The 18,461-nt window shown below is 66.8% G+C and carries 16 protein-coding genes, 1 tRNA gene and 1 pseudogene; 9 read left to right on the top strand and 9 right to left on the bottom strand.

Annotation, left to right across the window (positions count from 1 at the left end; all coding sequences use genetic code 11):
• Nucleotides 1-172 precede the first annotated feature (172 nt).
• A tRNA-Ser gene (locus AC4EEO_RS16090) sits at nt 173-257 on the top strand.
• Nucleotides 258-346: 89 nt separating this feature from the next.
• On the opposite strand, the gene AC4EEO_RS16085 is transcribed toward AC4EEO_RS16090, so the two are convergent.
• Entirely contained in the window at nt 347-1,282 is a 936-nt protein-coding gene (locus AC4EEO_RS16085) for an oxygenase MpaB family protein (RefSeq protein ID WP_491339271.1), read from the bottom strand.
• A gap of 186 nt (nt 1,283-1,468) precedes the next feature.
• Here AC4EEO_RS16085 and AC4EEO_RS16080 point away from each other — a divergent pair.
• Nucleotides 1,469-2,233: pseudogene (locus AC4EEO_RS16080) on the top strand (M23 family metallopeptidase); the annotation flags it as partial.
• A gap of 74 nt (nt 2,234-2,307) precedes the next feature.
• Here AC4EEO_RS16080 and AC4EEO_RS16075 read toward each other — a convergent pair.
• Nucleotides 2,308-2,937, bottom strand: a complete 630-nt coding sequence (locus AC4EEO_RS16075) for a hypothetical protein (protein ID WP_491340454.1) — start codon at nt 2,935-2,937, stop codon at nt 2,308-2,310.
• 81 nt (nt 2,938-3,018) lie between these two features.
• Here AC4EEO_RS16075 and AC4EEO_RS16070 point away from each other — a divergent pair, with 81 nt between their 5' ends.
• Together AC4EEO_RS16070 and AC4EEO_RS16065 are read left to right on the top strand one after the other, a co-directional pair.
• Nucleotides 3,019-3,531: a glutathione peroxidase gene (locus AC4EEO_RS16070; protein ID WP_018763162.1), complete on the top strand. Its 513-nt coding sequence runs from the start codon at nt 3,019-3,021 to the stop codon at nt 3,529-3,531.
• Nucleotides 3,532-3,692: 161 nt separating this feature from the next.
• Entirely contained in the window at nt 3,693-4,622 is a 930-nt protein-coding gene (locus AC4EEO_RS16065; RefSeq protein WP_109045878.1) for a phosphodiesterase, read from the top strand.
• A 55-nt stretch (nt 4,623-4,677) separates the two neighbouring features.
• On the opposite strand, the gene AC4EEO_RS16060 is transcribed toward AC4EEO_RS16065, so the two are convergent.
• Both AC4EEO_RS16060 and AC4EEO_RS16055 read right to left on the bottom strand, forming a co-directional pair.
• The gene (locus tag AC4EEO_RS16060) at nt 4,678-6,315 is read right to left on the bottom strand and encodes a stealth family protein (protein WP_018763164.1); all 1,638 of its coding nucleotides are present in this window, start codon (nt 6,313-6,315) and stop codon (nt 4,678-4,680) included.
• Nucleotides 6,316-6,364: 49 nt separating this feature from the next.
• Nucleotides 6,365-7,294, bottom strand: a complete 930-nt coding sequence (locus AC4EEO_RS16055; RefSeq protein ID WP_491339270.1) for a hypothetical protein — start codon at nt 7,292-7,294, stop codon at nt 6,365-6,367.
• Nucleotides 7,295-7,431: 137 nt separating this feature from the next.
• Here AC4EEO_RS16055 and AC4EEO_RS16050 point away from each other — a divergent pair, with 137 nt between their 5' ends.
• Nucleotides 7,432-7,731, top strand: coding sequence for a type II toxin-antitoxin system VapB family antitoxin (locus AC4EEO_RS16050; protein ID WP_026264985.1), 300 nt, complete (start codon nt 7,432-7,434; stop codon nt 7,729-7,731).
• Nucleotides 7,724-8,398 carry a LytR C-terminal domain-containing protein gene (locus tag AC4EEO_RS16045; RefSeq protein ID WP_491339269.1) on the top strand — a complete coding sequence of 225 codons (675 nt, stop codon included), beginning with the start codon at nt 7,724-7,726 and terminating at the stop codon, nt 8,396-8,398. Before AC4EEO_RS16050 ends, AC4EEO_RS16045 begins: the two co-directional genes overlap by 8 nt.
• A gap of 22 nt (nt 8,399-8,420) precedes the next feature.
• On the opposite strand, the gene AC4EEO_RS16040 is transcribed toward AC4EEO_RS16045, so the two are convergent.
• Together AC4EEO_RS16040 and AC4EEO_RS16035 are read right to left on the bottom strand one after the other, a co-directional pair.
• Entirely contained in the window at nt 8,421-9,071 is a 651-nt protein-coding gene (locus AC4EEO_RS16040; RefSeq protein ID WP_133831112.1) for a TetR/AcrR family transcriptional regulator, read from the bottom strand.
• A gap of 35 nt (nt 9,072-9,106) precedes the next feature.
• Nucleotides 9,107-9,805 (bottom strand): DsbA family oxidoreductase, encoded by a 699-nt coding sequence (locus AC4EEO_RS16035; protein ID WP_491339268.1) that lies wholly within the window; start codon nt 9,803-9,805, stop codon nt 9,107-9,109.
• A gap of 215 nt (nt 9,806-10,020) precedes the next feature.
• Between AC4EEO_RS16035 and AC4EEO_RS16030 the strand changes: the two genes are divergently transcribed.
• Nucleotides 10,021-11,091 (top strand): glycosyltransferase family 4 protein, encoded by a 1,071-nt coding sequence (locus AC4EEO_RS16030; protein ID WP_491339267.1) that lies wholly within the window; start codon nt 10,021-10,023, stop codon nt 11,089-11,091.
• Nucleotides 11,092-11,137: 46 nt separating this feature from the next.
• On the top strand, nt 11,138-13,306 hold the full coding sequence (locus AC4EEO_RS16025; protein WP_491339266.1) for an amylo-alpha-1,6-glucosidase: 2,169 nt from the start codon (nt 11,138-11,140) through the stop codon (nt 13,304-13,306).
• Here AC4EEO_RS16025 and AC4EEO_RS16020 read toward each other — a convergent pair.
• Both AC4EEO_RS16020 and AC4EEO_RS16015 read right to left on the bottom strand, forming a co-directional pair.
• The gene (locus AC4EEO_RS16020; RefSeq protein WP_491339265.1) at nt 13,303-13,836 is read right to left on the bottom strand and encodes a GNAT family N-acetyltransferase; all 534 of its coding nucleotides are present in this window, start codon (nt 13,834-13,836) and stop codon (nt 13,303-13,305) included. The two genes, AC4EEO_RS16025 and AC4EEO_RS16020, sit on opposite strands and share 4 nt — an antisense overlap.
• 14 nt (nt 13,837-13,850) lie before the next feature.
• Complete coding sequence (locus tag AC4EEO_RS16015) at nt 13,851-14,810, bottom strand: D-2-hydroxyacid dehydrogenase family protein (RefSeq protein WP_133831107.1); 960 nt, start codon at nt 14,808-14,810, stop codon at nt 13,851-13,853.
• Nucleotides 14,811-14,953: 143 nt separating this feature from the next.
• Between AC4EEO_RS16015 and AC4EEO_RS16010 the strand changes: the two genes are divergently transcribed.
• The gene (locus tag AC4EEO_RS16010) at nt 14,954-16,156 is read left to right on the top strand and encodes an MFS transporter (protein WP_133831106.1); all 1,203 of its coding nucleotides are present in this window, start codon (nt 14,954-14,956) and stop codon (nt 16,154-16,156) included.
• 452 nt (nt 16,157-16,608) lie between these two features.
• On the opposite strand, the gene aceB is transcribed toward AC4EEO_RS16010, so the two are convergent.
• Entirely contained in the window at nt 16,609-18,261 is a 1,653-nt protein-coding gene (aceB, locus tag AC4EEO_RS16005) for a malate synthase A (RefSeq protein WP_491339264.1), read from the bottom strand.
• Nucleotides 18,262-18,461: the final 200 nt, after the last annotated feature.

The following is an 18,461-nucleotide window of genomic DNA, read 5'->3' as shown; positions in this document are numbered from 1 at the left end:
GCAGCAACAGGGAATGGGCGCATTGGGGGCGTCCATTGCCGGGTCAGGGACGCAGCCTGGCGGGACCTGAAGGTCTTGCCGGGCGCGTTCGAAAACGGGCCCTGCGCGGGCCAATTGGGCGATGCGGAAAAGTTCAGGTAATCTGGTACCTGCTTTTGATTCAGAAGCAGTTGGAGAATTCGCCTAGCGGCCTATGGCGCACGCCTGGAACGCGTGTTGGGTTAACGCCCTCGGGGGTTCAAATCCCCCATTCTCCGCCGGTTGGAACCCGGTCCCGGCAGCTGCCGGGGCCGGGTTCTTTCGTATAACCATCCAGGCCTTCCCAACGGGACAGCGGGGCAGTTTCTCAGGCCAGGTCAGCGGCGGGTTCGCCCAGGCGCCGCAGCCGTTCCCGGGCTGCTGCTTCGCTGGGACCCTTGCGCCTGCGGATGCCGCCCAGGGCGAGATGTACGACGCCGAGCACCAGCTTTGTGGCCAGCCGCACCGGAATCGGGAAGGGGCCCAGCCGTGGGACGGAGAGGCCCAGCATCCGGCGGTACCGGGGTTCCAGGCTGTAAACGGCGGCCGCGAACAATATGCGGTAACCCGGCCTCAGCAGTGGATGCAGGGGTGCGTTGCGGATGAACTCCACCGTTTCCCTGACCCTGCCGTCAGCCCGCAGTTCGCCCTGCTCGTACCAGGCGTCCAGCTGGCTCCGCATCTGTGCCCGGGTGACTGGCGGGTCCTCCACGCCCATGAGCCGCCCGGCCTGGGCCCACTCGCGGACATAGGCATCTTCTCCGCCGGGGATCGGTCCGCCCCAGATCCGGTGGGCGGCCAGGAATCCGTCCGTGAAGGCGATGTGGATCCAGGCCGCCAGCCCGGGATCGTTGGCGCTGTAGGCGCGTTCGGTGCCGGCATTGTCCTGGTAGCTGCCTTGCACCGGTTCATGGAGCCGGCGCACGCGCCGTGAGGCCTCCTCCGCGGCGGCAGTGGAACCGTAGGTCACCGTGAAAATCCAACGGATGGTATTGGCCAGCCGTCGGAGGGGATCCTCGCGGAAGTTGGAGTGTTCATGCACGCCCGCCAGGGCACCGGGATGCAGCGACTGCATCAGCAGTGTCCGGATTCCGCCCACGATCGGGGACATGGAGCCGTGGACCGCCCACACCGCCGACCCTGGCAGGTGGTAGCCGGCATCGTCGCCCTCCGCGAGCCGCAGCGACCACTCCGGTGGTGCATCGGCGTTCCCGGAGAAAGTCTTCTTGATTTCGTCCCGCCAGGTACGAACGAAATTGCGCATGAGCCATTCTTGCCCATTTCGGCCTGTGCGTCAGTCGGCGGCTTGGCCGGCTGGCGCGTCCCTGCACCCAACGCCCACAAAAAACCCGCATTGTGCTGCTCCAGGGTTCCCCGGCGGGCGGACCTGTGGTCCCATGGGACGTACCGTCGAGACAACGCGCGGCAACCCCCGTCCTGGAGTCAATCAATGGGCAATTATTGGGTGCCCGGTAACGGCAAACCGGCCCAGCGGACATTTCCCCACCTGGTCCGTGCCGTGGCCGCCGCCGGTATGGTCGCGGCTGCCGCTTGTGCAGTCAATCTTTCCGGCGGCCCCGCAGGACCCGTCCGGTTGGCAGGGGCGCTCGACCGGGCCCGGACTGCCGGTGACGTGGCGTCGGCCGGGGCGGTCGCGGGTACGGACACCCGGGGGGTGGACGGCAATACCGGGCCGCCGGCCTCGGACCAGGTTGGTGCCGGTTCCCTTCCGCCGGCCGTCGCCTCGGATCCTAATGTCACTTTGGCTTTCCCGCATGCAGCGCTGGGCGGTTTCCAGGACCCGTCGGCGGGACTGGTGGTCGGCCCGGCCGGTGCGGGCCGACCACCGGCAGGCTTCCTCATGGCGCCGCTCCAGTCGCTCGACCCGAGCTCGCCCTTCGGTTTCCGGGTGAGTCCCCTCAGCGGGACATCAGGAGACTTCCACCTTGGCCAGGACTACGCGGCCGCTTGCGGCACCCCCGTCTATGCGGCCGACACCGGGGTGGTCCGGGCGGCCGGATGGCATCCTTGGGGCGGAGGCAACCGGGTGGAGATCGACCACGGTGACGGCCTTATCACCACGTACAACCACCTTGAGTCGATTGGCGTCCATACCGGCGACCGGGTCCAGGTGGGCCAGGTTATCGCCCGGGTGGGAACCACGGGCTGGTCAACGGGCTGCCATCTGCACTTTGAGACCATCCAGAACGGCCGCTACACCAATCCCTTGAATTGGAGCTTCCTCCAGCTGCGCGCCGTCGGCCAATCACTCCCGGCCGGCATGGTTTCCTACGGCCCCGGGCCTGGCTTGTCCGACGGGAGGGTCAGCTGGACCATCCCGCTCCACGTGGACCGGGGATCGTCCCCGTCCGCCGGGCTGGAGGCATCGCCTGGTCCGGCGCCGCTGCTGCCTGGCCCGGCGCCGTCCGGTACCTTCTTTCCAATGTCCAACGGGCAGTTGACGACGCCGGCCCCAACGGCGTCTGCCCAGCCTTCGCCCAGTGCCCCGCCGCCGTCGTCCGATCCGACAGCCGGCAACCCGACGGCGTCGCCGTCCCCGTCTCCCAGTGAGCCGACACCAACGCCGACGCCGACGCCCACGCCCACGGATCCGAGCCCGACGCTGACGCCCACGCCCACGGATCCGAGCCCGACGCCGACACCCGCGCCTCCGGACCCGAGCCCGACGCCGAGTGAACTGACGCCGAGTCCCGAACCTGCCGCGACGCCGACGCCGATGCCGAGTGAGCCGACCCCGACGCCGACGGCCACGGAGCCGACGCCTGCACCCGCACCCGCACCGGTGGAGCCGGCTCCTGCCCCGACGGCGCCTGCGACGACGGTGGCGCCCCCACCTGCCCCGACGGCGCCTGAGACGACGGTGGCGCCGGCACCCGCCCCGACAACGCTGGAGCCCACGCCGGTCCCGACGACGTCCTAGACGGGAAAATTCTTCAACGCCGGACCCGTACACGGAGTCGACGGCAACGAATTGCCCTTATGAGCTTCCTTTCGCAAACACAGCGCCCGGCGCCCCTGTACCCGATCCCGTTGCTCCTCAACGATGGCACCAGGACGAACTTCGGCCAGTTCAAGGGAAAAGTGGTGCTGGTGGTCAATGTCGCCTCCAACTGCGGCTTCACGCCCCAGTACGCCGGCCTCGAGGCACTCTACGGAAAATTCCGTGACCGCGGCTTTGAGGTCCTCGGTGTCCCGTGCAACCAGTTCGCCGGCCAGGAGCCCGGCACCGACAGCGAAATCGCGGAATTCTGCGAGCGCAACTTCGGCGTGACGTTCCCGCTGACAGCCAAGGCGGACGTCCGGGGCCGGAACCAGCACCTGCTGTATTCCGAGCTGACCAAGTTCCGCACCGGTTTGCTGCCGGGAGCGGTGAAGTGGAATTTCGAAAAATTCCTGGTGGGCCGTGACGGGACAGTGGCGGCCAGGTTCGGCCCCACCGTGGAGCCGGACGCGCCTAAGGTCATCGAAGCGATCGAGGAGGCGCTGGGCTGATCCGCCGGGCAGGCCGAATTAAGTCTGCAGAAGCGCAGTTCTTTTGATTTTTTCCACATCAGCTACGGCGATTCACCCCAAGTTTGCCAAATGTCTGATTGGATAAATATTACTGAAGGGTACAAGGGAAGAACGGCTTCCCACCGACCATAGAGGTAGCAATGGAGCACATCGAGGCCGAACATCCCCGGCCACGCCACTTCCTACTCCACTTGAGCGATCCCCACCTGTTGGGAGGTCCAGAACCCCTCTACGGAACCGTCGACAGCGAAGCACGCCTCATCCAGCTTTTCGAGGAAGTCAAGGCGTCCGGTGCACGGCCGGAGGCTGTGATTTTCACGGGCGACCTCGCAGACAAGGGTGATCCCGAAGCCTATGTGAAACTGCGGGCCATCGTTGACCCTGCATGCGAGGAACTTGGCGCCAAGGTGATCTGGGCCATGGGTAACCATGACGACCGTGCGAACTTCCGCCGGGGCCTGCTGGACCAGCCAGGCACCGATGAGCCGGTGGACCACAGCTACTTCATCAATGGGTTGAGAGTCATTACCTTGGACACCACCGTCCCTGGATTCCACCACGGGGAGCTGAGCACAGCACAGCTGGAGTGGCTGGCGCAGCAACTCGAAACGCCGGCCCCGGACGGCACCATCCTTGCACTCCACCACCCGCCGGTCCCGTCGGTACTCGATCTTTCGGTGCTGGTGGAGCTGCGCGACCAAGCCTCCCTGGCGGCGGTGGTCCGCAACTCTGACGTCCGCACCATCCTGGCCGGCCACCTGCACTACTCCACCACGGCCAGCTTCGCCGGTGTTCCGGTCTCGGTCGCGTCAGCATCCTGCTATACGCAGGACCTCAACGTTCCGGTGGGAGGCACCCGCGGGCAGGACGGCGGACAGGCCTTCAACCTGGTGCACGTATACGAGCACACAATCGTGCACTCGGTGGTGCCAATGGGCCGCGCGGCCACCGTGGGTGAATACGTCTCGCCCGAGGAAACCGCCCGGCGCCTGGCAGCTGCCGGAGTCCGGATTCCGGAAACCGCCAAGCAGCGCCGCAGCACCAAACAGGGCGTGGCCAGCAGCAAGTAGGCGCGCCGGGTTCCGGAGCCGGCCGCCGGTAAGTCCGGGCACCCGTGCCCGGACTTCACTTTTCCCAGGGAGCCTTGATGGGGAAGTACTTTTCCAGGAAGTCGGTCACGGCTTCTGCGCGTTCGTCGGCACTGACTTCGGGGAAACTGCCGTCGTTCAGGCAGAAGAAGTCCATGTTCCGCTTGGCGAGCAGCTTGGGCAGGTAGTTGATCCCGGCCCGCATGGTGGTGTCCACGTAGCGCACCTTCGCGGCCGTCTGCGTGACCGCTCGGCCTGTCAGCAGGGCGTAGTAGTGGTAGAACGAGTTCGTGACGGAGATGTTGTCCGCTGCCCGGAACCTGCTGGCCGCCGTCTTCCGGAATTCTTCCGGGAATTCTTCCTCCATCTGGGCCACGAGGCTGCGCCGCAGCGGAGCTGCAGTGTGTTCCAGGTGCCGGGTGGTGATCCGCCCGAACCGGTTCCAGAGAAGCTTGCGGTTGACCCGGGCGGCGTTCTCAAACCCGCTGCGCTCGGCAGCGTTCTCGCCCAGGCCGATCCTGGTTTCTGCCTCAATGAACTTGGTGATGCCGCCGGGTGTGAAGAACATGTCCGGGCCTACGGGCCGGCCAAAGAACATGTCGTCATTGGAGTAGAGGAAGTGTTCGGACAACCCTTCGATGTGGTGCAGTTGGCACTCGACCGCCTGGGAATTGTGCGTGGGCAGCACCGAGGGATCTGCAAAGAACTCTTCGCTGCGGACGATCGTGACGGACGGGTGCTCTGCCAGCCAGGCCGGAGCGGGGGAGTCCGTGGCGATGAAGATGCGGCGGATCCATGGGGCGAACATGTACACGGAGCGCAGCGCGTACTTGAGCTCGTTGATCTGCCGGAACCGGGCCTCATGGTCGTCGCCCTCGCCCAGGACCACGCCCTGCTGCTGCGCGCGGCGGGCCGCGATGTATTCCGGAGAGCTTCCGTCCACCCAGGAAAAGACCAGGTCGATGTCGAAGCTGATGTCGCTGGCGTGGTCGGCGAACATGTTCTCGATGGTGGGCCAGGTGTGGCCGTAGCGTTCCACCGTGCCGCGGACGGCGTCCTGCCGCAGCATGGTCCTGCGGGTCAGGGAGTTCTCGATGGGGAGGATCAGTTCTTCGCCTTCGAAGGACCACAGCTCGATCTGGACGCCGGCGGAGGCGCCGAATTCGAATCCGCCCACCGGCTCCACCCGCGGCCGGTACAGGCGGAAGATCCGTGCCTGCCGGTTGGAGGACAGTTCGCCGTCCGCCACCAGGACGGAGGTCTTCTTCTTGGCGTCCACGGTCATGGAGTAGAAGGGCTCGTCCCTGCACGCCTCCACCAGGGCGGCGCGGAGTTTCTTCCGGCTCTTCCAGTCCAGCGCCACCACGGGGCGGTCGTTGTTGCCGCGGACCAGGAGGTAGGCCAGGCCCGCGTTTGCCAGGACGTTCCGCAGGAACAGCAAATCTTCCACCATGGCCTGGTAGGGGGTCCTGGTGTCGTTGATCAGGGCGTAGCGGCCCTTGTGCCGGATGACATCGGGGCGGTGCCTGAGCCGTTGTTCCGCCGCCGCCGACGTGATCTCCGCGTGAAATTGTTCCTCCACGGACGCCTGGCCGCCGTAGTAGACCTCGTCCTGGACCGGTGCTTCTGTAATGGTTGTCTCCGTGGTGGTCGAAGTAAGCTTTCTTACCTGCATGATAGTCCTGCCGTGGTAACAGCAGGTTTCGGGCCGCGGCGGCAGGGGCTCAGGCGCCCAGCGCCTCCCGCCAGGCGCGCAGGAAAGCGCCGCCGGCGTCGTCGTGGATCACCGTGCTGTCCAGTCCCAGGTCCGCTGCCGTGAGGATCGGATACGGTTTGCCGGGCACGCCGTCCGCGGGCCGGACGTCGACGTGCTTGACCGGGTGGTCGTTGTGGTGCAGCCAGTCGGCCATCGCGTAGTCGGTCCGGGAATCGCCCACCGTCCGCCAAGCCTGGGGCGTGATGCCCTGGGCAGCCAGCAGTTCCACCGCGCGGCTGGCGCCGAGGTCCTTGCCCAGCCGCACGGACTCGATATCGGTGGAGATGATGGTGGGATCCACCCGGTAATCCACTGCGTCGTCGGAATTGGGCGCATGGTGGTCCAGCCGCACAACGCCCAGGCCGTGCCTGCCCATGAGCTCCATGGCGTCAGCGTCGAACAGCTTTTGCTCGGCCAGATACTCGGCGCTGGGCACGTCGATGTGCTGCTCCACCGAGACCATGGCGCGTTTGGTTTCGTCAAAGAACATGTGGGCGGCGTAATCCTCCGCCGCCAGGCGCCGGATGTCGTCGCCGTACGCTGCGGGCACGGCGAGTTCCCGGTCCACGTGGATGGGGCCCGGCCCGGCGGAGGTGTAGCTGAACCAGACGGCGCCCTTCTCGCACACGGCGTGGATGACCGTTCCCGCCGGGATCCCGGCGGCGATCATGGGTTCCATGACCTGTTCGCGGATGAACGCGTCCGAGCGGCCGGTGTTGAAGATGACGGGGATTCCGGCTGCCGCGAGTGCCACCAGGTCAAGGATGATGTCCGGCTTCACGTCGCGGGTCACTGGGCTTGCCACCGGTCCGTCCACATCCAGCAGCAGCGCCAGCGGGGGCGTGGATGGCAGGCGGGTTCCTGGCTCGGGCATGGCGGGGGAGTCGGATGCGGTCATGGCTCCATTCTGTCAGCAGGAACCGGCCCGTTGCCGTGGAACGGGGCGATGTGACGGATGGTCACTGTTTGGCTACAACCTGGCGCCGGTCCGCCCTGATGCTTTCGCTGGGGCGGCGCGGTGCCTACTGTTGCATGGTGATATTCAAAGCTGTGGGCGAGGGCCGCCCTTACCCCGACCATGGTTACAGCACCCCGAAGCAGTGGGCGTCGCTGCCGCCGCGGCCGGTCCGGCTGGACGAACTGGTGACCACCAAGCGCACGCTGGACCTGGAGGCCTTGCTGGCCGAAGATTCCACATTCTTCGGTGACTTGTTCCCGCACGTGGTGCAATACCAGGGAACCCTTTACCTGGAGGACGGCCTGCACCGCGCGGTCCGTACGGCACTGCACCAGCGCACGGCGATCCACGCCCGGGTCCTGGTGCTCGATGGCTAGCCGCCGGCCGAAAGACCCCAGCGTCCTGCACGGCCACCGTGTGGTGTCCGGCGCTGAGCTGCGGGCAGCGATGGAAGCGGCCAAGGACGCCGACGAAACGGCCCGGGTCCGCCGCCGCGCGCTCCACGGCGTGGTCCTGGTCCTGCTGGTTGGGATGATCGCCGCGGCCATCATCGTTGCCCTCGCCATCATTAACGGGCGGCTGAAGGTTCCCACGGCCGAGCCCAGCCAGAAGCCGGTGTCTTCATGCCCCACTGCGGTGTTCGACTACACGCCCAACGACAAGGTCAGCCTGAACGTCTATAACTCCACCACCCGGGCCGGCCTGGCCCGCTCCGTGGCGGATGAATTCCTGGCGCGGAAGTTCGCGGTGGGCAATGTGTCGAACGTCAATGCCGGCTACCGGGGCGTTGCTGCAGTGGTCTCAGGCGCGGCCGGGCAGGCTGCCGCCTTCACGGTGCAGCGCAATGTACCGGGGTCCGACTACTTCCAGGACAGCAGGACCGACGCCAGCGTGGACGTCATCCTGGCCCATGATTTCGCAGCGCTCGTCCCGGCGGATGTGGTGGACCAAACCCCTGGGACCCTGGGCTGCCCCAGGGAAAGCCGCCGCATTGCCGATGCCAACAAGCTTCCGGTAACCCCGGCCGCCGTGCCGGCGCGCTGACCACGGCTCAGCCGGCCGCCGCTTAGCCGGCCGCCGCCGGAAGGCCGGCCACGCGCAGGGGCCGCCCTTCGTCGTCGAACCTTGCTCCCGCCCCCAGCTGGATGAACCGCACCGTCCGGGCCACGCGCGCCTCCAGTTCGGCAGGCTCGTCGCTGCCCCTGGCGGCGCTGGAGGACAGCGTGCCCAGGATCAGCTGGGACTGTTGCCCCACGTCCGCCACCGGCAGGTAGCCCTGCTCCATGCCGTCACGCAGGATGCCCTGCAGCAGGGTGCTGAGCTCGCTGACGTGGTCGGAGAGTTTCGCGAAGGACGACGGCGACAGCACAGCCCCCATGGCCGGTCCGGGCGGGAGGTGGCGGCGGCTGAGGTCAACCACCTGGGCGCGGACGTAGAGGGCCAGCCGCTCCACCGGGTTCTCCAGGCGGCCCAGTGAATCGCGCAGGTCCGAGAGGAACTTTTCCGTCTCCTCCAGCGCGTAGGAAATCAACAGTTCCTCGATGTCCGCGTAGTAGTTGTAGACGGCGGTCCGGCCCACGCCTGCGTGCCGGGCCACGTCCGTCATGGTCAACCCGGGAAGGCCGTGGGTGAAAAGGAGTTCGCCGAAGGCTGTGAGGATACGGCGCTGCGTATCAGCGCGTTGTTCGGCGTTGCTGGCCGCTGAAATCCTGGGCATACAGACACTTTACCGCGATGTGTCAGTAAACGGCGCTAGAGTGCGCAGCCATCCGGACCGCAGGCCCCGGCCTCCGCGGAATCGACCAACACCAACGGGTTGGCTTCCTGCCACGCCTGGTTGAGCGCGCGCGTGAACGTTTCCGCCGGCTGGGCGCCGGACAGGCCGAACTTGCGGTCAATGACAAAGAAAGGGACACCACTGATGCCCAGGGACTGGCCTTCCTGGAAATCGGACCGCACCGCGTCCGAGTACTTGTCCGTGGTGAACAGTTCGTCCACCTCGTCCTCCGGCAAGCCAAGCTCCCGGCCCAGTCCTGCCAGGTATTCCCGGCTGCCAATGTCTTTGCCGTGCTCGAAATGGTCGCTGAGGAGGCGCTCCTTGGCGGCGTCCTGCTTGCCGTGGACGGCAGCGAGGTGGATCAGCCGGTGGGCCGTGAAACTGTTGGCCACCACCACCTTGTCGAAGCGGTAGTTGAGGCCCTCGTCCTTGGCCTGCTGTGCCACGTGCTCGAACATCTGCGAGACCTGCTGGGCCGGCATCCCCTTGCGGCTGCTCAGGTATTCCAGTTCGGTGCCATCGAAGTGCTCCGGCAGCCCGGGATCCAGCTGGTAGCTCCGCCACACCACATCAACAGCATCACGGTGCGGGAAGGATGCCAGGGCGGCCTCAAAGCGGCGTTTGCCGATGAAGCACCACGGGCAGGCGACGTCGGACCAGATCTCAATCTTCATGGCCTGCATAACCGGCCGGCAGGGGGCGCCATTCCGGCACCTGCCATGAGATCCGCCACATTGGGTCTTGTGGCAGCGGCCGTCGTGGGCAATAGTCGGATCAGGTGGTCATGCAGCGGCCCTCGGAATCGAAGACTCATCGGGTGCAAGAGCGCATCCGGTGTAATTTAGCCCGGCCTGCTGGGGAGCCCGGCCTGTAACCTGGGAGGCCAGGAATGCGGATTGGACTTGTCTCAGGGCCGTGGATCCCGGTCCCGCCGGCAACCTACGGAGGCACGGAAAGGGTGGTGGACGCCCTTGCCCGGGGCTTCGCCGCCGCCGGGCACGAGGTCCTGCTCGCGGCACCGCTCGAGAGTACGTGCCCGGTTAGGCTCGTTCCGGGGATGCGGACCGCCGAGTACGAAGGACTCGGCACCAGCATCAGCGAACTCAGCCATGTTGTCAGGGCTTACGAGGGACTGCAGGACGTCGACATCATCCACGACCACACCATGGCGGGGCCCCTCTACCTGCACCGGCCGGCCGGGGTCCCGGTGGCCACCACCATCCACGGGCCCATCCACGCCCAAGCGGCGGATATCTACCGCGCCGTTGCCCGGCGTGGTGCCGTGATCGCCATCTCCAAGGACCAGGCGTCGCACGCCCCCGCTGTTCCCGTCACCCGGATCATCCACCACGGGATGGACCTCTCCGCCGTGCCCGTGGGGACCGGCAGCGGCGGCTACCTGTGTTTCGTTGGCCGCTCGTGTCCGGACAAGGGACTCCTTGAGGCCATCACCATCGCCAGGCAGGTTGGAATGCACCTCAAAATTGCGGTCAAGATGCGCGAACCGGAGGAGGTCCGCTTTTTCCGGGAAGTCATTGAACCAATCCTGGGCCCCAACGAGGACTTCGTCGGGGAAGTGGACGATGCCGCCAAATACCGGTTGGTTGGCGGTGCAACGGCGTTCCTGAACCCTATCCAGTGGTCCGAACCGTTCGGCCTGGTGATGATCGAGGCGCTCGCTACCGGCACCCCGGTGATTGGGACGCTCATCGGAGCGGCTCCGGAAATTGTCGAGCACGGCCGGACGGGATTCCTGGGAAAAACCGAGGAACTGGCCGGCTTTGTGGCGGCCGCGGCCGGGCTGGACAGGGCTGTGTGCCGGCAAGCCGTGGAAGAACGCTTCAGCGCCGCCCGTATGGTTGCCGACCACCTGGAGCTTTACGCCGAACTCATAGAAGGGAGGATGCCCTCAGGGGTTCCGCAGGTTCCCCGGGTGCACCAGAATTTATTGGGGGCCTGAATGCTTCCCGATCCAGGGGGCATCTGCCGGAGAAGGGAGCCTTTCCATGACCGCCTGGAACGAAGACAACGAGGCAGCAGTATCCGATTCGGGATCGGTCACGGTCTTGGAGGGATCGTCGTTCTGCATCTCCTCCGGCACGGGCGACATCAGTCCTGACGCCGGAACCAACGGAGTCTTCTTCCAGGACACGCGGATCATCTCGCGCTGGATGCTCAGGATCAACAGCGCATTGCGCGAACCATTGTCAGCCCAACGCCCGCAACCGTTCGAGGCCACGTTCGTGGGCCGCGCCAAATGGCCCGGCGGCAGGTTTGACAGCCCCCTGGTGGTCCGCCAGGTCCGCCACATCGGCCCGGGGCTGCAGGACGATATTTCCCTTGAAAACTATGCGGCCGAACCGGTGGAGTGCGAGATCGAGCTGCTCGTCGACGCCGACCAGGCAGACCTCTTCGAAGTAAAGGGCGGCCGTACCAGCGGCCTGGACGATACCACCCGGGCCATCACGGACGGGAGGCTGGTCATCGAAGCATCACGGCACGGCCAGCAACGAGGGACCGCCGTCGGCGCACGGGGGGCAGAGGTCAGCACGGACGGGCTGCGGTTCCATGTCACTGTTCCGGCACGGGGCAAATGGAGCACCAGCGTCATAGTGGTGCCCTTGGTCAACGGTGAGGCGCCGGAGGAACCCTTCAAGGAGGGGCGGCTTCCGCGCCACCGGGAAGGGGTTCGCCGGCACTTGGACTGGGAGGAAGGCGTCCCGCGGATCAGCATCGAGGACTCCAGCTTCCAGAACGTGCTCAACCGGAGCCAGAGCGACCTTGGTGCCCTGCGCATCTTTGATGCCCACCATCCCAACCGGGCTGCGGTGGCGGCCGGGGCGCCCTGGTTCATGGCCCTGTTCGGCCGGGATTCGCTGCTGACCTCCTACATGAGCCTGATGGTCAACCCCAACCTCGCCTTGGGCACGCTCCAAACCTTGGCCGGGATCCAGGGTAAGAAAGTGGACGTGGATTCCGAGGAGGAACCTGGCCGCATCCCGCATGAGGTCCGGCTCGGCGTCACTGCCGGCCTGTCCCTGGGAGGGACGGCGTACTACGGCACCGCCGACGCCACCCCCCTTTTCGTCTCCACCCTGGGGGAGCTAAGCCGGTGGGGCCTTTCCCGGGACGCGATCCAGCCCCTGCTGCCACACGCCGACCGGGCGCTGGAATGGATCGAAAAATACGGCGACCGGGACGGCGACGGTTTCGTGGAATACCTCCGGCCCAACGACCACGGCCTGGTGAACCAAGGCTGGAAGGACTCCTGGGACGGGATCAATTTCGCCGACGGAACCATCGCCGAAGCCCCGATCGCCCTCTGTGAAGTCCAGGCGTATGTCTACTCCGCGTACCTTGGCAGGTCCCTGCTGGCCCACTGGAGCGGCGATTCCGCCCTCGAAAAGCACTGGGCAGACAAGGCAGCCGCCTTCAAAGAGGAGTTCAACAAGAAGTTCTGGCTGCCGGACAAGGGCTACTACGCGGTGGCGCTGGACAAGGACAAACGGCCCGTCGATGCGCTGACCTCGAACATCGGCCACTGCCTCTGGACGGGCGTCGTGGACGAAGACAAAGCCGTGTCCGTCATGGAGAACCTGATGTCCCCGCAGATGTTCACCGGCTGGGGCATCCGCACGCTGGCGTCCGACATGGGCGCCTACAACCCGGTCAGCTACCACAACGGCTCGGTGTGGCCCCACGACACGGCACTGGTGGCCACCGGGCTGATGCGCTACGGGTTCGTGGACGAGGCCAAGCGGGTGGCCTCCGGGATCCTCGACGCCGCCCGGCATTTCGACGGGCGGCTGCCGGAGCTGTTCTGCGGGTTCGACCGTGGCGAATACCCTGGTCCGGTTCCGTATCCCACCGCGTGCTCGCCGCAGGCCTGGGCCGCGGCGGCGCCCGTGCAACTGGCACGGATCCTGTTGCGGTTCGACCCCGTCTTCACCCGCGGGGTGGTGCACCTGGCACCGATCCTGCCGGAGACGGTGGGCACCTTCCGGGCCGAAAATGTCCTGCTGGACGGAAGCCGGGTGACCATCAAAGCCACCGGAACCACCGGCACCATTGAAGGCCTTCCGCCGGGACTGAAGCTGCTGGCCGAGCCCCGGCCGCCGCTGGCCTACCCGTTGGAAGCGGCGGCGGCGGGCCTTGGCGCCCGCAGGCTCCCCTAAGGGAGGGGGCGTTCCAGCACGAAGTCGTGTTCCACCGTGCTGCCCAGCCGGAAGGACTTGGTTCCCACCTTGCGGAAACCCGACTTCCCATAGAAGCGGATGGCCCGGGCGTTCTGGCTGTTGACGCCCAGCCAGGCGCCCGCCGCACCGGTTGCGGCGGCTGCCTCAAGGCTGGCGTGCATGAGCTCGGCGGCGGCGCCCAACCCGTGGTAGTCAGGGTGGACGTAGCACTTGCTGATCTCCACGGACGGGACCAGCGTCAGCGCGGAGGAAACGTCCGGGTCCGTGGCGGGCCGGTCCACCAGCAGGCTGTAGCCGGTGAGCGGGCCGTCGGCATCGATGACCAGGATGGTGATGTCCGGGTCAGCGAGGTAGCGCGTGAAGTGTGCTTCGCTGAGCGTGTTGGCCAGGTGCGCGGCGATGTCGGATGGTGACGACGACGGCGGGCAGGCAAGCGGAAAGGTGACGGCTGCCAGCTCGGCCAGCGGGCCGGCGTCGTCCGCCGTTGCCCTGCGGATGCTGTGGGTCATGGGCGCCTTCCGGCTCAGTCGGTGATGGTGCGGATGGGGGAGCCGGCCAGCCAGGCGGTGATGTCCTCCACGGCTCCGCCGTAGAACTGCCGGTAGCTTTCCTGCGTGACGTAGCCCAGGTGGGGCGAGAGTACCGTGTTGGGGGCGGCCAGGAGCGGGTGCCCGGCCGGCAGCGGTTCCTGGTCGAAGACGTCCAGGGCCGCGCCGCGGATCCAGCCCTCGGCCAGGGCCCTGAGGAGTGCGTCCTGGTCAACCAAGGGCCCCCGCGCCGTGTTCACGAGGATGCCTTCGGGGCCGAGCAGCCGCAGTTCTTCCTCGCCCACGATGTTTTCGGAGCGCGGGGAGAGCCGCAGGTGGAGGGTTGCGACATCGGCGAGGGTGAACAGTTCAGCCTTCGAGACCAGGCGCGCGCCGGCGTCGGCCGCGGCCTCCGCCGTCAGGTTCGGGCTCCACGCCACCACGTCCATCCCGAAGGCCCGGCCGTACGCCGCTACCCGGCGGCCGATCTTGCCCAGCCCCACGATGCCAAGGGTCTTCCCTGCCAGCTCGAAGCCCACCGTGGACTGCCAGCCGCCGGCGCGCAGCGAGTGGTCCTCGGCCGGCAGATGCCGTGCGATGGCCAGCAGCAAGGCCCAGGTCAGCTCCGGGGCGGCAGTGGGTGAGCCGGGCGTGCCGCACACGGTAACTCCGTGCTCGGCCGCCGCCGCGACGTCGATCGAGGCGTTGGCCATGCCGGTGGTCACCAGCAGCTGCAGGGCGGGAAGTTGCTCAAACACCTCACGCGGGAACGCGGTCCGCTCGCGCATGGCGATCACCATGGTGGTGCCTGCCAACGCCGAGACCAGGGCGTCGCGGGAGGCGAAGGGTTCCCGGTACGAGGTGATGGTGACGCCCGCAGCCTCCAGGGCCGCGAAGTCGGCGAAGCCGTGGGCCACGTCCTGGTAGTCATCAAGGATGGCAAGCCGGTGCGTCATGGGTGTCCTTTGCGGTGTCCAGTCGTCCACAGTCACGTTCATCGTATGGCAGGGCCGCGCAGGTGGTCGCCTGGAGTTCCGGGCTCGCGCGGCGTGATAGCAATGAGGGTGATGAATCAAAGCCCATTCCCCATGTTGTCCCTGTGAGCGCCGGCGTCCTTTCCCGCGTGCCCAAGAGCTGGATCCTGCTGGCCTGCATCGGCCTGCTGGCCCTGAACCTGCGGGGCCCCTTCGTGGCGGTCGCGCCCCTGGTGGACCTCATGCAGGCCGAATTGCACTTCTCGCCGGTCATGCTGGGGCTGCTGACGAGTATCCCGGTGCTCTGCTTCTCGCTTGCTGCTCCATTGGCCTCTCTGGCGGCGCGGAGGTTCGGGGCAGAGTTCGCCGTCACGCTGACCATCCTGGGTGTCCTTGCCGGCGTGGTGGTCCGTTCCGCGGGCGGCCCGGTGCTGGTGGTGGCCGGTACCGTGCTCATCGGGGTGGCCATCACGGTGGGAAACATTGCGGTGCCCCTGATCATCCGCCGCGATTTCGCACCGCGCCGGCAGGGGACCGCCATGGGGATCTACACGGCGGCATTGAACATCGGGTCCTTCCTGACCTCGGTGGCCATGGCCCCGCTGGCAGCGGTCACCGGGTGGCGGCTTGCGCTCGCCGCCGTCGCTGTCCTTGCGGTCGCCGCCATTGTGGTGTGGGTCCTGGCGGTGGGGCCGCGCACGGCATTCCTGGTGTCGGATCCGGATGAGGCCTCGGGTGGGGACGGGCAGCGGGCGACGGCGCGCAGTTCCGGATGGACAACGTTCGGGCTGACCGCGGGCTTCGGCGGCCAGGCGTTCTCCTACTACGGCGTCACCGCCTGGCTGCCCAGCTACCTGCACGACGAACTGGGGATGAATGCCGCGCAGGCCGGTGCCGCGTCCTCGATCTTCCAGATCCTGGCGATCGTGGGCGGCCTTGGCGTTCCCTTTGCGGCCAAATACATGAGTACGACGGCGGTGGCGGTCACCTTGGGGACGTTGTGGCTTGCCGTTCCCGTAGGGCTCCTGGTCCTGCCGCAGCTGTGGTGGCTGTGGTCCACGTCCGGCGGCATCGCCCAGGGCGGCGGCATCACCCTGATCTTCATCGCCGTGATCAAGCTGGCGCGCGACCAGGCCTCCGCCGGCCGGATGTCCGCAACGGTCCAGGGCCTTGGCTATTGCCTCGCTGCCGTTGCCCCTCCGCTGGTGGGCTTCGTCCACGACACGTCCGGCTCGTGGACGCCGGCCCTGCTGGTCATCCTGGCCTCCGTACTGACCTTCTTCGCCAGCACCACCCTGTCCGTGCGGAAGGTGCCGAAGGGGCGCTAAGGCCGCGTCCGCCGTCGGGCGTTCCGCCACCCCGACGCCCGCTCACTTCTTGCATCAAACGGCGGAACGCCCGCTCACTTCTTGCATCAAACGGCGGAACGCCCGCTCACTTGATGCACCAGACGGCGGAACGCCCGCTCACTTCTTGCATCAAACGGCGGAACGCCCGCTCACTTCTTGCATCAAACGGCGGAACGCCCGCTCACTTGATGCACCAGACGGCGGAACGCCCGCTCACTTCTTGCATCAAACGGCGGAACGCCCGCTCACCTCTTGCATCAAACGGCGGAACGCCCGCTCACTTTCTTGGGGAAAGTGAGCGGGCGTTCCGGGTTTTCCTGCAACAAGTGAGCGGGGGTGTGAGGGGTGCTCCGTGGCCGGGCCGGCGCCCCGGATTTCGGGGGGCCTGTTGCGAAGGGCGTGCCGGCCCGGCAAACGGAAGTTGTGGTGGGTCAGGCCGCTGCCAGCTCCTCGACCGTGGCCTTCTCGCGGGCTTCCGTGAGGTAGCGGGCATAGGCGGGGAGCGTCAGGAAGGACGGGAACTCACGGCTGAGCGTGACTTCCTCGAAGATGTCTCGGGCGTCCTCAAAACGGTCGCCGTCGAAGCGCTCCAGCCGGGCGAATTCCTCGTCCAGGAGTTCTTCCACCCATTCGTGGCTGATGATCTCGCCGTGGTCCGTGATGGCGCGGGCGTAGATCCACTGCCACAGCTGGGACCGGGAGATCTCGGCGGTGGCGGCGTCCTCCATCAGGTTGTGGATGGCTACGGCGCCGTTGCCGCGGAGCCAGGACTCGATGTAGCGGATGCCCACCTCGATGTTGTTCCGGATGCCCTGCTCGGTGATGGTGCCGGTGGTGGCAGCGACGTTAATCAGGGCGCGGTCATCGGGGGTGACGTCCTCGCGGAGCCGGTCCAGCTGGTTGGGCTTGCTGCCGAGGACGCCGTCAAACACTTCGCGGCAGACGGGCACCAGGTCGGGGTGGGCCACCCAGGAACCGTCGAACCCGTCGTTGGCCTCGCGGGTCTTGTCCGCACGTACCTTCTCGAGGGCGTTGGCGTTGGCTTCCGGGTCCTTGCGGTTGGGAACGGCTGCGGCCATGCCGCCGATGGCCATGGCACCGCGCTTGTGGCAGGCCCGGACCAGCTGTTCGGTGTAGGCGCGCATGAACGGCTGGGTCATGGTCACCTGGCCGCGGTCCGGGAGGACGAAGCGCGGGCCGCGGGTACGGAAGTTCTTGATCAGGGAGAAGATGTAGTCCCAGCGGCCGGCGTTCAGGCCCGAGGCGTGGTCGCGGAGTTCGTACAGGATCTCCTCCATCTCGAACGCTGCGGTGATGGTTTCGATCAGCACGGTGGCTCGGATGGTGCCCTGCGGGATGCCGAGCAGGTCCTGGGCCAGGATGAAGATGTCGTTCCACAGCCGGGCTTCCAGGTGGTTCTCGATCTTGGGCAGGTAGAAGTAGGGGCCCTTGCCCTGGGCGAGCAGGCGGCGGGCGTTGTGGAAGAAGAACAGGCCGAAGTCCACGATGCCGCCGGCGATGGGCTGGCCGTCGATCAGCATGTGCTTTTCCGGCAGGTGCCATCCGCGGGGGCGGACCACGATGGTGGGCAGGTCGCCGTCCGCCTTCAGCTTGTAGTCCTTGCCTTCTTCGGTGGTGAAGTCGATCCGGCGCTCCAGCGCGTCGGTGAGGTTCAGCTGGCCTTTGATCACGTTCCGCCAGGTGGGGGTGGAGGAGTCCTCCATGTCCGCCAACCAAACCTTCGCGCCGGCGTTCAGGGCGTTGATGGTCATTTTCTTGTCCACCGGGCCCGTGATTTCGACGCGGCGGTCCTCCAGGCCGGGTGCGGGGGGAGCCACCCGCCAGGACGAATCATTACGGATCTCCTCGGTCTCCCGCAGGAAACGCGGGTCCGTTCCGGCGGCAATGTCGGCCCGGCGCGCGCGCCGTGCCTGCAGCAGCTCCTGGCGCCGCTCAGCGGTGGCCCGGTGCAGCTTGGCAATGAAGGAGAGGGCATCCGGGGTGAGCACCTCGTCCTGGCGGCAAATGGGCTGGGCGGTCAAGGTAATGCCATTGATCGTGAAGCTGTCAGTGAAGCTGTTCATTTCAGTCTCCTTAAAGACAAAAGGGAAGTTCGACGGCGGGTAGCAGCAGGGTGGCGACTGAGGCACGAGGCCGAGGAGCCGGTGTCGCGGCAGCCTGCGTAAAAGGGGCCCTGCGTCCGGCCTCGGCGAGTTCTACGAGCCCAAGGCCGGACGTGGGGAATAGCAGGCAGAGACGATGCCGGTCCGAAGGCCGGACGGAA

The organism is Pseudarthrobacter sp. MOO13, assembly GCF_058267655.1.
The sequence above is the reverse complement of the archived record's forward strand: the minus strand, read 5'-3'. Positions and strand labels throughout refer to the sequence as shown.